At 73.6% G+C, this 13,552-nt stretch carries 9 protein-coding genes; 3 read left to right on the forward strand and 6 right to left on the reverse strand.

Annotated elements, in window-relative coordinates:
* Nucleotides 1–84 precede the first annotated feature (84 nt).
* Nucleotides 85–960, reverse strand: a complete 876-nt coding sequence (locus ACSDR0_RS11810) for an SDR family NAD(P)-dependent oxidoreductase (protein ID WP_435288822.1) — start codon at nucleotides 958–960, stop codon at nucleotides 85–87.
* Nucleotides 961–1,108: 148 nt separating this feature from the next.
* Here ACSDR0_RS11810 and ACSDR0_RS11815 point away from each other — a divergent pair, with 148 nt between their 5' ends.
* Nucleotides 1,109–1,855 carry an SDR family NAD(P)-dependent oxidoreductase gene (locus ACSDR0_RS11815; protein ID WP_435288823.1) on the forward strand — a complete coding sequence of 249 codons (747 nt, stop codon included), beginning with the start codon at nucleotides 1,109–1,111 and terminating at the stop codon, nucleotides 1,853–1,855.
* 85 nt (nucleotides 1,856–1,940) lie between these two features.
* Here the strand turns inward: ACSDR0_RS11815 and ACSDR0_RS11820 are convergent, their stop codons facing one another.
* Nucleotides 1,941–3,476 (reverse strand): DUF885 family protein, encoded by a 1,536-nt coding sequence (locus ACSDR0_RS11820; RefSeq protein WP_435288824.1) that lies wholly within the window; start codon nucleotides 3,474–3,476, stop codon nucleotides 1,941–1,943.
* A 603-nt stretch (nucleotides 3,477–4,079) separates the two neighbouring features.
* Between ACSDR0_RS11820 and lanL the strand changes: the two genes are divergently transcribed.
* Nucleotides 4,080–7,031, forward strand: coding sequence for a class IV lanthionine synthetase LanL (gene lanL, locus ACSDR0_RS11825; protein ID WP_435288825.1), 2,952 nt, complete (start codon nucleotides 4,080–4,082; stop codon nucleotides 7,029–7,031).
* Nucleotides 7,032–7,205: 174 nt separating this feature from the next.
* Here the strand turns inward: lanL and ACSDR0_RS11830 are convergent, their stop codons facing one another.
* A complete protein-coding gene (locus ACSDR0_RS11830; protein ID WP_435288826.1) occupies nucleotides 7,206–8,045 on the reverse strand; it encodes an NAD(P)H-binding protein in 840 nt (279 codons plus the stop codon).
* A gap of 82 nt (nucleotides 8,046–8,127) precedes the next feature.
* Here ACSDR0_RS11830 and ACSDR0_RS11835 point away from each other — a divergent pair, with 82 nt between their 5' ends.
* Nucleotides 8,128–8,535 carry a winged helix-turn-helix transcriptional regulator gene (locus tag ACSDR0_RS11835; protein ID WP_435288827.1) on the forward strand — a complete coding sequence of 136 codons (408 nt, stop codon included), beginning with the start codon at nucleotides 8,128–8,130 and terminating at the stop codon, nucleotides 8,533–8,535.
* Nucleotides 8,536–8,676: 141 nt separating this feature from the next.
* Here the strand turns inward: ACSDR0_RS11835 and ACSDR0_RS11840 are convergent, their stop codons facing one another.
* The 3 genes from ACSDR0_RS11840 to ACSDR0_RS11850 all read right to left on the reverse strand — a co-directional run bounded on the left by ACSDR0_RS11840 (nucleotide 8,677) and on the right by ACSDR0_RS11850 (nucleotide 13,503).
* Nucleotides 8,677–10,068 carry a pyridoxal phosphate-dependent decarboxylase family protein gene (locus ACSDR0_RS11840; RefSeq protein WP_435288828.1) on the reverse strand — a complete coding sequence of 464 codons (1,392 nt, stop codon included), beginning with the start codon at nucleotides 10,066–10,068 and terminating at the stop codon, nucleotides 8,677–8,679.
* 64 nt (nucleotides 10,069–10,132) lie between these two features.
* Nucleotides 10,133–11,824 carry a GMC oxidoreductase gene (locus tag ACSDR0_RS11845; protein WP_435288829.1) on the reverse strand — a complete coding sequence of 564 codons (1,692 nt, stop codon included), beginning with the start codon at nucleotides 11,822–11,824 and terminating at the stop codon, nucleotides 10,133–10,135.
* Between the two features lie 98 nt (nucleotides 11,825–11,922).
* The gene (locus tag ACSDR0_RS11850; protein ID WP_435288830.1) at nucleotides 11,923–13,503 is read right to left on the reverse strand and encodes a succinic semialdehyde dehydrogenase; all 1,581 of its coding nucleotides are present in this window, start codon (nucleotides 13,501–13,503) and stop codon (nucleotides 11,923–11,925) included.
* Nucleotides 13,504–13,552 lie beyond the last annotated feature (49 nt).

Raw genomic sequence — 13,552 nt, forward strand, 5'->3', positions numbered from 1 at the left:
CCCGGAACCGTAAAGATCCCCCTTCGGTTCCACCACCCGTGACCGGGCGGTCCCCGGGGCCGGAAAGATCTCCCTCCGGCGCCGTCACCCGGGGCCGGGCAGCGAGGGCAGCGCTCCCGAGAGCAGGGCCTCGGTCTGCTCGCGCAGGGCCTCCGCGTGGCCGGGGTGGGTGAGGACCAGGAAACGCTCCTCACGGATGGCGGCCACCGCGGCGAGCGCCACCTCCGCCGGGTCGACGCCCCCCTCCACCAGGCTGTCGATGATCGCGGTGGAGACCGCCTCATCCTCGGTGCGCTCGGCGGCCGCGAGGCTCTCCGGCCGGAGACGGCCGGAGCGGTTGAGGCCGGTGCGCACCCCGCCGGGACACAGCGCGCTCACGCGGAGCTTGGAACCGGCCATCGCGAGATCCTGGGCGAGGGACTGCGAGGCGGCGAACGCGGCGTACTTCGAGACCGTGTAGGGGCCGAGGTAGGGGACGGCGAACAGTCCCGCGGCGGAGACGGTGTTGAGGATGTGGCCCTCGGTGTCCTGGTCGATCATGCGGGGCACGAAGGCCCGGACGCCGTGGAGCACGCCCCACAGGTTCACCCCGAGCATCCAGGCGTAGTCCTCGGGCTCCCGCGTCCACATCCGGCCGCCCTGGAAGACCCCCGCGTTGTTGCACAGCACGTGGACCGCGCCCAGCTCGCCGAACGTACGGTCGGCGAGGTGCTGCACGGCCACCGGGTCGGAGACGTCGGTGATCTCGGTGAGGACCTTGCCCCCGAGGATCCTGCCCTCCGCCGCGCTTCCCCGCCCCGCGCTGCCCTCCACCAGCGAGGCGGTCTCCGCGAGACCTCCCGGATCGACGTCGGCGAGCATGAGGGACATCCCCTCCGCGGCCAGGCTCAGCGCGAGCGCCCTCCCGATCCCGCCGCCCGCCCCCGTGACGACCGCGACCCTGCCCGACAGTTCACGCATGACGCTTCCTCCAGCCTGACGGTTCACGCATCGTGTTACCTCCGGACCGGCGGTTCACACATCGCCCCGGCTTCGGCTCGCGCCGCACCTAGCGACCGATTGGGCACAAAGCTAACGTGAAGCGCATCACCAGTCGAGGAGGTAACCGATGACCGGCACCGGAGTCGTCGTCACCGGAGGGGCGTCGGGGATCGGCCGGGCCTGCGCGCTGGCGCTCGCCGAGGCGGGGCGCCCGGTGGCGATCTGGGACCTGAACGAGACGGCCGCCAAGGAGACCGCCTCGTTCGCCGCCATGAAGGGCGTCACCGCGATCGCCGTCGCCGTCGACGTCACCGACTCCTCGGCCTTCCCCGCCGCGGTCGCCACCAGCCGCGCCGCCCTCACCTCGATCGGCGGCCTCGTGCACGCGGCCGGGATCGCGGCCCCCACGGCCATCGGCGACCTGACCGAGGCCTCATGGGACGCGGTGCTCAACGTCAACCTGCGCGCCCACGCCATGCTGGTCAAGGCCCTGCTGGAGGACCTGCGCCGCCAGGAGGGCTCCGCGGTCGTCGGCATCTCCTCGATCGAGGGCCTGGTCGGGCAGGCTTTCATCCCCGCCTACTGCTCGTCCAAGGCGGGCATGCTCGGCCTGACCCGCTCCATGGCCCACGAACTGGCGCCGATCCGGGTCAACGCCGTCTGCCCCGGCTACGTCGACACCCCGATGCTCACCCTCGCCACAGACGGCGACACGCGCTATCTGGAATCCTTCACCCAGAAGTCGCTGTTCCGCCGCCTCGGCCGTCCCGCCGAGGTAGCGGCGGCCGTACGGTTCCTGCTGAGCGACGAGGCGTCCTTCATCACCGGCACCCACCTGGTCGTCGACGGCGGCGCCACGGCCGTCGACCGCTGAGCCCGCGTCCATCCGACGCCGTGGCCGTGCGAAGCCGTGCTCGCGAAGCCGTGCTCGCGAAGCCGCCCGGGCGGCTTCGCACGGCCTACCGGGTGCCGGGCCGTGACCCGAGGGCGTGGCCGAGCAGGCCGAGGGGCGGGGAGCCGAGGGCGAGCATGGCGGTGTGGAAGCGGTTGAGGCCGAAGCCGGGGCCCCACTCGGCTCTGGCGCGGTCGCGAAGGTCGAGGATCTCCAGCTTGCCCCAGGTGTAGCGGCCGTAGGTGGGGTCGAAGGTGGCCCGCGCCGCCTCCGAGTGGGCCGCGGGACCGGCGATGTGGGTGTCGGCGGCGAAGCGGCGGGCGCCCTCCTCGACGGTCATCGCGCCGGAGTGCACGCCGATCGCGCAGGCCAGCCGGGTCACCCTGATGAGCGCCTCCAGCCACACGCCGATCTCGAAGCGCGGGTCGCCGGGGGCGAAGCCCTCCTCGACGCAGAGTTCCTCCGCGTAGTGCGCCCAGCCCTCCGCGAAGGCCAGCGACATCAACGTCCGCCGCACGTCGGAGCCGACGTGGCGCAGGGCTCGGCCGTGGGAGAAGTGCCCGGGGGCGACCTCGTGCACGTTGATCGCGGGAAGCGTGGTCTCGCTGAAGACCTCCAGCCACTCCTCGATGTCGCGCTCGGGCCACGAGGGGTCGGGCGGGGTGACGTGATACCACGAGGGGCCGTCGGGCTCGCCGGGCGCCGACCAGCTCATCATGGCCATGGCCCACCGGCGCGACTCGGGCGCGATGCCGACCAGGCACTCGCCGTCGTGGTAGGGGACCAGGTCCTTCTCCCTGGTGAAGGCGATCGCCCTCTCGGTGCCGATCCTGGCCGCCTCGATCACGCCGTCGGGGCCGGGGTGCTGCCTGACGAGCTCGCGCGCGACCTCCAGCGGCGGCCGTCCGGCGAATCCCAGCGCGGCGCAGGACTCCGCCAGCCGGGCCATCAGGCGGTCGCGCTCGGCGTCGGCGCGCTCGGCGAGCCGGCCCAGGTCGACCGGGAGGCCGTCACCGGCCCCCATGAGCCTGGCGAGACCCGCGGCGCCGAGGGAGGCGTCCGGGTCGCCGGTGTGCGCGGCCTTCTCGACGTGCTCCACCAGCCGGGCGTGGGCCCTGAACGCCGCCTCGCGCACGCTCTCCTCGGCATCCTGGGGCACCCCTGAGGCCAGGCCGCGCACCGCACCGAGCAGGGCCGTCGCGACGGGGGCGCTGAGCAGGTCGAGCGAGGCGACCGCGTTGTCCACCGCCTCGGGCCAGCGGGCCAGGTGCGCGAGCTTGGCGGCGTTCCGCTCGGCCTCTGGGGCGTACTCGCGGTCGTAGGTGGCCAGGTCGAGGTTGCCCAGGTGCTCCAGGGGGCTGCGGCGGTGCAGCTCCAGCTCTCCGAGCTGCACCCGCGTGGCCTCCTCGAAGATCTGCAGGTGCGCCGCGTCGTACGGGTCGCCGGGCAGCGGTCCCCGGCCCAGCGCGGCCAGCCCGGCGCGGACCCCCTCCGGCGACAGGTCCTGGATCAGGCCGTCGTACTCGTGCCGCCCGGCCATTTCCCGGACGCCGGAGACGGCGAGGTCGCACACCGCGCGCAGGCGGCCGTCGAGTTCGGTCATGGACGCGACGCTATATCAGGACGGGTCCTCCGAACCTGGGAAACGGCGTCCGCGCATCCGGGGGGCGGGCCCGGGAAACTCGCCGCCCGATTCCCCGCGGACGTCCGTGCGAGGCGCCGCCACGGCGGACCGGAATCAACATATGGGAATATGAAATAAGCGCATTGAATACCCGCCGGCCGCACGTGCCGCGCGAGAAGTGCGTAATTTTACGTGGCGCACTTCATGTCAGCGTGTTTTCGTATTGCCCAGCGCCGACGGGCGGAAAAGAACACGGCGGTTCCGCCGATCTCACATATGCGCGATCACCGCGACGCGATCCCCGTGACACGGTCCCGATGCACGGTCCCGATGACACGGTTCCGATGCACGGTCCCGGTGACGCGGCCCCGAATGACATGGGGCGATGACCACGCCCCCGGCGGGCTCCACGCCGTCGGCGCGGCTCCCGGGCGTGAGCGCCTCGCGCGCCCCTCGCTCGTTTCCCACGCACCTCCTGTGTTCGTGTCCCGCGTCCCTTTTCCCGGCGCGCCGTGGATTTTCCTCATGCGACGTGGATTTCTCGCGTGACGCCGAACCGTGACAGCCGAAGGATGACCTCCCGTGAAAAGCCCCCCGGGTGACAGTGCCCTCCTGCGTGACATCGCGATCGCCGAGATCGGGCGGGTCCCGGCCCGCGACTGGTCGGTCACCGACGGGGAATTCTGGTGCCTGGTCGTTCCCGGCGGATACGTGATGCCCACGCAGGGCTGGAAACTCCACGTCTCCGCGACGATGCTCTCCGCCCCGATCGTGCTCTCCCGGGTCGTACGGGTGCTGGCCGCCGAGGGGTGCGCCTTCAAGTTCCCCGCGCGGCTGGGCGACTACTGGGAGCTTCTCGCCCCCCACTGCGCCCGCGCCCAGGCGGGGAAGTTCGTCACCGCCTACCCGGCGGGCAGCGCCGAGGCGGCCCGGCTGGCGCCGCTGCTCGACGAGGCCACCTGGGGGCTCCCCGGTCCGGCGATCCTGTCGGACCACCCGTACCGGCCCGGCGGGATCGTCCACTACCGCTACGGGGCCTTCGGCGGGCACCGGGTGCTCGGCAACGACGGTTTCTACGAGACCAGGCTCCGCACGCCGGAGGGGACGGCGATCCACGACGAGCGGCTGCCACGGTTCTCCCCACCGTCCTTCGCCGTCTCCCCCTTCACCGCGTCCGGTGCCTCCGAGGCGGCGGACCGCGCCCCCGGGACACCGCCGGAGCGGCCCGCCGTGATGCTGAACGGCCGTTTCGTGGTCCGCGAGGCCGTGCGACACGCCAACAGGGGCGGCGTGTACATCGCGGAGGACACCGAGAGCGGCGCCGAAGTCGTGATCAAGGAGGGACGGCCGCACGCCTCGTCCGATCTCGGGGGCCGGGACGCGCGCGGACGGCTGGCGGCGGAGAGGTCCCGGCTGGAGGCCCTGGCGTCCAGCGGGGTCGTCCCGGCCGTGGTCGACTTCTTCGAACAGGGCGGGCACGCGTTCCTCGTCGAGGAACGCGTGCCTGGGACGACGCTGCGCCGCTGGTCCGAGGGAAACGCCGGGCCTCTCGGACCCGACGGCTTCGGGAACGGGGCCGCCGAGGTCCGGCCCGTCCTGCGGCGCCTCGTCGACGCGCTGCGGGCCGTCCACGACCTCGGCCACGTCTTCCGCGACCTGTCGCCGGACAACGTGATGCTCCTGCCCGGCGGCGACCTGCGGCTCATCGATCTGGAGTACGCGACGGTGCCGGGCGAGATCGTCATGATCGGCGGAACCCCCGGCTACCTGGCTCCGGAGCTGGTGCCGCACACCGGCGAGCTCCGCCCGGCGCCGGGAGAGGCGGCCGACCTGTTCGGTCTCGGCGGGCTGGCGTACTTCCTCGCGACCGGCGCCGGGCTGGAGCTCCCCGAGGACGGCACGACGGGCCCGGCCCGCGGCCGGCGCCTCCTCGACCACGTCGCCGCGGTGTCCGCGGCCAATCCCACCCTCGCCCTCCTGCGCCCCCTGGTGGAGGGACTGGTCACCGAGCCGGAGGACCGCTGGTCGCTGAGCCGCTGCGCGCGGTACCTGGACACGCTCTCCCTCACCGGCACGCGCGCCGCGACGGCGCGGAAGACGGCGAGTGCCAGCGCGGGGGTGGGGGCGGGCGGGGCGCGACGAACGGACGTCCTGGTGGCGGACGGGCTGGCGCGGCTGGTGGAGACCATGGACACCCGGCAGGACAGCCCGTCGCCGTGGCCCAACGCGGCCGGTGGGTCCGGCGGGGCCGAGGCGGACCCGTGCTCGGTGAACGGCGGCGTACCGGGCGTCCTGGGCGTCCTGGCGCTCGCCTCCCGCGCGGCCGCCACAGGTGACGCGGCGGCGACAGGTGACGCGGCCGGAGCAGGGAGCGCGGCGAGGACGGAGGGCGCGGCAAGGACAGCGGGCGCAGCCGGGACGGGGGGCGCGGGTGCCGCCGGCGTCTCGGAGGCGGTCGCCGCCGCGACCGGGTGGCTCCGCCGGCGTCTCGCCGACGAGGACGTCTGGCCCCCCGGCCTGTACTTCGGGCGCTCGGGAGCCGTCTGGGCCCTCCATGACGCGGCGGAGGCCGCGGGCGACGACGAGACGAGGGCGTTCGCGCTGCGGGCGGCGGCCCGGCTCCCGGTGGACCACCCGAGCCCGGACGTGACGCACGGGCTGGCCGGGTCCGGCATGACGGTGCTGCGCCTGGCCCTGCGCTCGGGCGACCCCGTACTCCGGAGGCGGGCCGTGGAGACGTTCGAGAACCTGCACGACGCGCGGTCCTACCGGATGGGGCACCCTCGATGGCCGACGCCGGAGTCGTTCGACTCCGGTCTCGCGGGCGCCGACCACCTCGGCTTCGCGCACGGAATCGCCGGGGTCGGCACGGCGCTGCTCTACGCCGCCGTCACCCTCGGCCGCCCCGAGTGGATGGCGACCGTGCGCGAGGTCGCCCGCGCCCTGTACAAGCGCGCCGACGTCGACGGCGACACCGCCTGGTGGCCGACCCTCGCGGGGGATTCGCGGACGGTCCGGCCGCGCCGCCCGCACTGGTGCGGCGGCTCGTCGGGGGTCGGCTCCTTCCTCGTCCGGTACTGGCGCGCCACCGGCGACCCGGACGCCCGCAGGCTCGCCGGCCAGGCGGCGGTCGCGGTGCACCGGACCCGCTGGCAGTCGGGGGCGGTGACCTGCCACGGCCTGCCCGGAGACGGCGAGTTCCTCCTTGACATGGCCGGGTTCACGGCCGACGACCGGTATCTGCGCTGGGCCCGGGACCTGGCCGGATGCCTGGAGGCCAGAGCCGTGACCCGCTCCGGCAGGCTGCTGGTGCCCGATCCCTTCTCGGAGGTCGTCCCGACGTTCCTCGGCGGCACGGCCGGGATCGTCGCCTTCCTCATCCGGCTGCGCCACCGGCACGCGCGGCCGTGGATGCTCGACGACGTCGTGGGGGACGCCTGGCGTCCCCCCGCCCCAGGCTCGCCGCCCGCTCCCGGGCGGCGGAAGGAGAAGCGGTCCGCGCCCGGCGCGGCCACGAGATCGGCGAGGAGGTGAAATCGATGTCGTTCGACGTTCAGGACCTTCAGGGTCTGGAGGAGCGCGAGCCGGCCTCCAGCGAGGCGGGCCGCCTCACGAACTGCCGTATCCACATGTTCTGCACCGACAACTGAAGACACGGCCCCCTGCCCTCTCCGCGGCCGGGCAGGGGGCCCTCGGCCGCCGCGCGTCCTAGCCCTGCTCGCGGAGTCCCGCGGCGATGACCTCCAGGGCGGACCGGGGAGCCCCGCCGAGCAGGCTCCGCAGGTCGCCGCCCGTCGCGTCCATGAACCCGTTCGCGATCGAGGAGTAGGTGCTCACCAGCATCGGGACCTGGAAGGACGCCAGGCCGAGGGCGGTGAACGCCTCGCGGGCCCCGGCGAGGGTGCCGGGCTCGTACGAGACGGCGCCTCCCGTGGCCTCGGTGAGGGCCGCGGCCAGTTCCGCGCCGCCCACCGCCTCCTCCCCGACCAGCTCGTAGGTCCGGCCCGCGTGCGCGGAGGCGTCGGTCGCGACCAGGGCGGCCACGTCGGCCAGGTCCTCGCGGGCCACCGCGGCCAGCCGTCCCGATCCCAGCGGCGCGGTGATCCTGCCGTCCACGGCGGGCGCGAGCGTCGCCAGCAGCTCGGCGTAGAGGCCGTTGCGCAGGATCGTCCAGCTCGCGACCCCCTCGCGGAGCCTGCGCTCGGTCCAGCGGTGGGCGAGCGCGTAGGCCAGGTGGTCCCCGGCGGCGCTGAGACTGGTGTAGACGATGTGCGAGACCCCCGCCTTCTCCGCCGCCTCGATCGCCGCGCCGTGCCTGGCGATCACCACGTCGTCCTCGCCGTAGCCCGCGGAGATCAGCAGCAGCGTGTCCACCCCGGCGAAGCCCTCCGCCAGCGAGGCGGGGTGCTCGAAGTCGATCGGCCGGGCCGGTGTCCCGGCGGGGACCGCCTCCGGGGCGCGGCTGCCGATCACCACGTCGTCCCGCCCGGCCAGCCGCGTGGCGACGAGCCGCCCCAGTGCGCCCGTCGCCCCCGTCATGAGAATCATGGAATCTCCCCCGTGAGTGGTTCTCTTCGGTAACTGGGTCCATCATCGATAGCCAGGACGCGTGGCATAAGGAGGCACTTCGATGTCAGTCGGGCACACGGCGGTAACCACGGAGCCGGTCGTCTCCTGCGGGGGTGAGGACTGCGGCATCCGCGAGGTCCTCGACCGGATCGGCGACAAGTGGTCGGTGCTGGTGGTCGTGGAGCTGGCCCAGGGGGTGCGCCGGTTCCGCGAGCTCCAGCGGGCCGTGCCCGGCATCTCGCAGCGGATGCTCACCCTGACCGTACGCCGGCTGGAGCGCGACGGCCTGATCTCCAGGACCGTCCACGCCGTCGTCCCGCCGCAGGTCGACTACGAGCTGACCTCGACCGGGCACAGCCTCACCCACCTGGTGAGGACCCTCGCCGACTGGTCGGCCGAGCACCGCGACGGCATCGCCGAGTCGCGCCGCCGCTGGGACGCCGCCAACCCCGGCTCCGGAATTCACTGACACCCGCCGGGCCCCGCCTCGGGATCGAATCGGGGACCGGCCCTTCCACCCCGGCCACACCCGGTCCGGCTCTCCACGCGGGAGTTCACCGGGGACTCTCGCCGTGGAGGAGCACGCCGCCCCGGCTCTTCGCGCGGGGGTTCACCGGGGACCGGCCGTGGCCTCCGGTTCGGTGATGCGGTCGAGCAGCGCCTCCAGCGTCTTGTCGTCCGTGGCGGGGGCCATGACGGTGACCCGCAGATGGCGGACCCCGCCGACCTCGGCCGAGGTCAGGTGGAAGGCGCCGTCCCCCATCAGGCGCTCGCGGATGTCCACCTGGTCGCCGGTGCCGTACCGGAAGCAGACGATGTTGCTCTCCGGCTCGTACGGGCACTCGAAGCCCGGCCGCTCGCGGGCCAGCTCCCAGAAGCGGTGCGCGGTGGCGTACTGGCGCGCGACGTACTCGCCCAGGCCCTGCTCGCCCCGCCAGGCCAGATTGAGGAAGACCTTCAGGCCCAGCTCGGCCTTGCTGCACTCCACGGTCCTGCCGATGAGGTCGAAGCCCTGCTCCCCGTAGAACAGGTAGCTGGCCCGCTGCCGGAAGGCCGCGTCCAGGTCGCCCTCGCGCCGGGTCAGCACCGCCGCGGCCAGGCTGGAGGTACGCAGCATCTTGTGCGCGTCCCAGACCACCGAGTCGGCGAGCCCGATCCCGTCGAGCAGGTGGCGGTGCCCGTCGGAGAGCAGCGCGGAGGCGCCGTGGGCGCCGTCCACGTGGAACCAGACGCCGTTGGCGGCGCAGAACCCCCCGATCCCGCGCAGGTCGTCGTAGAGGCCGGTCCCGGTCGCGCCGGCGTTGGCCACCAGGGCCATCGGCCGCCGCCCCGCCCGGCGCACCCGCTCCAGGGCCTCCGGCAGGCGGGCGACGTCGATCCTGCCGAGCCCGTCCACGTCCAGCGGCATGACCGCGCGCTCGCCCAGCCCGAGGATCGCGGCGGCGCGGGCGAGCGAGTAGTGGGCCGACGCGGGGGCGAGCAGGGCGAGGTCGCCGGGGACGCCCTCGGTCCACGCGCCGGGGGCCGCCGCCGCCCGCGCGGCCAGCAGCGCGGTGAGGTTGGCCAGCGAGCCGCCGTGGGTGAGGACCCCGCCGCCCGCCTCTCCGAAACCGACCTTGCCGAGCATCCAGCGCAGGACCTCGAACTCGACGGTCGCCGCCGAGGCGCCCATCTCGTAGATCGCCATCGGGTTGTTGTGCGCGCCGTGGACGAAGTCGGCGAGCGCCGCGGGGAAGTCGGGCGCGGCGACCTGATGTCCCAGCTGGGCGGGGTGGTGCAGCCGGGTGCCCTCGGCGAGGTAGGCGCGGAGGAACTCCCCGTACTCCCGCGGCGTCATCCCGCCCTCGCGGATCCACCGGGCGAGCCCGAGCCGCTCGGCCAGCTCGCCCGGGGGGCTGCGGCGCAGGACGGGCGGCACTCCCCGCTGGCTCTCGTCCACGTAGGCGGCCAGCTCGTCGACGGTCACGCCCGCCGCGCGCACGAACTCTTCGACATTCCACATCACACCGGGATCCTGGTCGAATTCACGGCGTCATGCCAGCCGGATCGTCCGGCGCGTACGAAGGTCAGGTGATGCCGACGATGGGAAGGCGGAGGGCTCCGGGGGCGGCGGCCGGGACGGCGGGGGTGCCGGGGGCGACGGGCGACAGGCGGGCGTACGGGGAGCCCTGGGCGGGGCGGGTGTCCGGTTCTCCCCGGTTGGGCCAGAGCGCCATGGCGCGCTCGGCCTGGGCGGTGATGGTGAGGGAGGGGTTGACGCCCGGGTTGGCGGAGACCGCGGAGCCGTCGACGACGTGCAGGCCCTCGTACCCGTGGACGCGGTGGTAGGGGTCGATCACCCCGGTGTCGCGCCCGGCGCCGATGGCGCAGCCGCCCAGGAAGTGGGCGGTGGCCGGGATGTCGAACAGGTCGAGCCAGGAGCCGCCGGGGATGCCGCCGACCTCCTCGGCCGCGTACCGGGCGAACTCGTGACCGGCGGGCAGCCAGGTGGGGTTGGGCTCGCCGTGGCCCCGCTCCGAGCGCAGCCTCCGGCCGAACGGCCCCCTGCGCGGGGACAGGGTGATCGAGTTGTCCTTGGCCTGCATGACCAGCGCGATGATGCCGCGCTCGGACCACCGGCGGTGGTTGAACATCCTCGCCACCAGGCGGGGCCGGCGCAGGGCCTCGCCGAGGAACTTGAGCCAGCGCGGGGCGCCGCCGCCGTCGATGAGCAGGGTGCGGAGCATGCCCATCGCGTTGGAACCGTCTCCGTAGCGGACCGGCTCGATGTGCGTGTACGCGTCGGGGTGGATCGAGGAGGTGATCGCCACCCCCCGGTTGAGCTTCTCCCCCTCGACCGACAGGCGCTCGAACCCGAGCAGCGCCTCCGAGTTGGTCCTGGTGAGGGTCCCCAGGCGGTCGGAGAGCCGGGGCAGCGTCCCCTCGGCCTTGAGCCGGTGCAGCAGGCGCTGGGTGCCGTACGTCCCCGCCGCGAAGACCACGTGCTCGGCGGTGAACGCGCGGCGGCGCCAGGGCGCGCCCGTCCCGCGCGTCTCGACCCGGTAGCCGCCGCCCACCGGGACGACCGAGGTGACCGTGGTCTCGGGGAAGACCCTGGCCCCGGCCCTCTCCGCCAGGTAGAGGTAGTTCTTGACCAGCATGTTCTTGGCCCCGTGGCGGCAGCCCGTCATGCACTCGCCGCACTCGGTGCAGCCCCTGCGGCGCGGCCCCGCGCCGCCGAAGTAGGGGTCGTCCACCTCGACGCCCGGGGTGCCGAAGAAGACCCCGACCGGCGCCAGGTGGAAGGTGTCGCCCACGCCCATCCGCTCGGCGACCGCGCGCACCACCTCGTCGGCCGGGGTGACGGTCGGGTTGGGCGTCACGCCCAGCATGCGCGAGGCCTGGTCGTAGTACGGGGCCAGCTCCGCCTTCCAGTCGGTGATGGACGACCACTGGGCGTCCTGGAAGAACGCGTCCGGCGGCTCGTAGAGGGTGTTGGCGTAGACCAGGGAGCCCCCGCCGACCCCGGCGCCCGCCAGGACCATGACGCCGGTGCCCTTCCGGCCCCGGATCACGTGGATGCGCTGGATCCCCTTCAGGCCCAGCGCCGGAGCCCACAGGAAGTCGCGGACCCGCCAGGAGGTCCTGGGGAGCGTGGTCTCGTCGAAGCGGCGCCCCGCCTCCAGCACGGCGACCCGGTAGCCCTTCTCCGTCAGCCGCAGCGCCGAGACGCTCCCGCCGAACCCCGATCCGATCACCAGCACGTCGTGGTCGAACACGGCGGCTCCCTTCGAGTGACGATCCCCGGCGATCTCCGTCGGCCCCGGGGGCGTCGACGGCCTGTGACGACCGTGACGCCCCGGCGGCCCCGGAGCCCTTACTTCAGGTGGAGCGTCTTCATGACCCTGAAGACGGTCGCGAGGGTGTCGGCGTACTTCTCGTAGGCCATGCCGAGGATCGGCTCGAAGCCCAGCCAGGGCGCCTGGCTGGAGACGGTCTGCGCGTCGGTGTACTTCAGCAGCCCCTCGATCCCGTGACGGCGGCCGAGGCCCGAGGACTTCATGCCGCCCATGGGCGCGTCGTAGGAGGCGTAGGCCGAGCCGTACCCCTCGTTGATGTTGACCGTGCCCGCCCTGATCCGGGAGGCCAGCGCCCGCCCGCGCGGCACGTCGCGGGTCCAGATGGAGGCGTTGAGCCCGTACGAGGTGTCGTTGGCCCTCTCGACCGCCTCGTCGTCGTCGCCGAAGCGGTAGATCGCGACGACGGGCCCGAAGGTCTCGGCGCGGCACAGCTCCATGGTCTCGTCGACGCCGGACAGGACGGTGGGCTCGTAGAACAGCGGGCCGAGATCGGGGCGGGCCCTCCCCCCGGCGAGGACCCGGGCGCCCTTCGCGACGGCGTCGTCCACGTGGGCGCCGACCGCCTCCAGCTGCCGCGCGGAGGAGAGCGAGCCCATCTGCACGTTCCAGTCGAGCCCGGCCCCGAGCCTCATGTTCCCGACCTGCCGGACGAAACGCTCCACGAAGGCGTCGTACACCGAGTCGTGGACGTAGAGCCGCTCGACGGACAGGCACAGCTGCCCGGCGTTGGTGAAGCAGGCGCGCAGCGCGCCCTGGGTCGCCGCGTCCAGGTCGGCGTCGTCGAGCACGAGCATCGGGTTCTTGCCCCCGAGCTCCAGCGAGCAGCCGATGAGCCGCCTGGCCGCCTCCTCGGCGATCCTCCGGCCGGTCCTGGTGGAGCCGGTGAACGCCATGTAGTCGGCGCCGTCGAGCAGCGGTTCGCCCACCTCCTCGGGCTCGCCGAGGACGACCTGCCAGATCTCGCGGGGCATTCCGAGGGAGACCAGCAGGTCGATCGTCCACAGAGTGGACAGCGCGGTCCGGGTGTCGGGCTTGTGGACCACGGCGTTCCCCGCGAGCAGCGCGGGGACGGCGTCGGTGACGCCGAGCGAGAGCGGGTAGTTCCACGGCGAGATCAGGGCCACCGTTCCCCGGGGATGGTGCGTCTCGACCGTCCTGGTGGCGACGGGCAGGATTCCGGCCCGCCGCTTCGGCTCCAGCAGGCCGGGGGCCCGCCGTGCGTAGTACAGGGTGCAGCCCGCGACGTCGAGGACCTCCTCGAAGGCGTGCCTGCGGGCCTTGCCCGTCTCCCACTGGACCACGTCGAGGATCTCCTCGCGGCGGTCGAGGATGGCGTCGTGCAGGCGGAGGAAGGGCTCGGCACGCTCGCGCGCGGGCCTGGCCGCCCACGCCCGCTGTGCCTCCCGCGCCGCGGCGTGGGCGGCGCGGACGTCGTCGGCGGTGGAGACGGGCATCTCGGCGAGGGCCTCACCGGTGAACGGCGCCGTGATCTCCCGCGTCTTTCCGCCGGAGGCCACGTGCCGTACGACGCGTTCGATCATGCGGGGGTCGAGGACCCGTGTCATCTCGGCCCGTGTGATTTCAGGGGGAACGGCCATGTTCGCAGCGTAATCGTGGGAGGCGGGCCGTGGCTACCAGCGAGTAGCA

The organism is Streptosporangium sp. G11 (assembly GCF_051192615.1).
In the GTDB taxonomy this organism is placed as follows: domain Bacteria; phylum Actinomycetota; class Actinomycetes; order Streptosporangiales; family Streptosporangiaceae; genus Streptosporangium.

Excerpts from the sequence above, each read along its gene's own strand:
- ACSDR0_RS11810 (WP_435288822.1), bottom strand. The coding sequence starts at position 960 with ATGCGTGAACTGTCGGGCAGGGTCGCGGTCGTCACGGGGGCGGGCGGC.
- ACSDR0_RS11815 (WP_435288823.1), top strand. The coding sequence starts at position 1,109 with ATGACCGGCACCGGAGTCGTCGTCACCGGAGGGGCGTCGGGGATCGGC.
- ACSDR0_RS11820 (WP_435288824.1), bottom strand. The coding sequence starts at position 3,476 with ATGACCGAACTCGACGGCCGCCTGCGCGCGGTGTGCGACCTCGCCGTC.
- ACSDR0_RS11830 (WP_435288826.1), bottom strand. The coding sequence starts at position 8,045 with ATGATTCTCATGACGGGGGCGACGGGCGCACTGGGGCGGCTCGTCGCC.
- ACSDR0_RS11835 (WP_435288827.1), top strand. The coding sequence starts at position 8,128 with ATGTCAGTCGGGCACACGGCGGTAACCACGGAGCCGGTCGTCTCCTGC.
- ACSDR0_RS11840 (WP_435288828.1), bottom strand. The coding sequence starts at position 10,068 with ATGTGGAATGTCGAAGAGTTCGTGCGCGCGGCGGGCGTGACCGTCGAC.
- ACSDR0_RS11850 (WP_435288830.1), bottom strand. The coding sequence starts at position 13,503 with ATGGCCGTTCCCCCTGAAATCACACGGGCCGAGATGACACGGGTCCTC.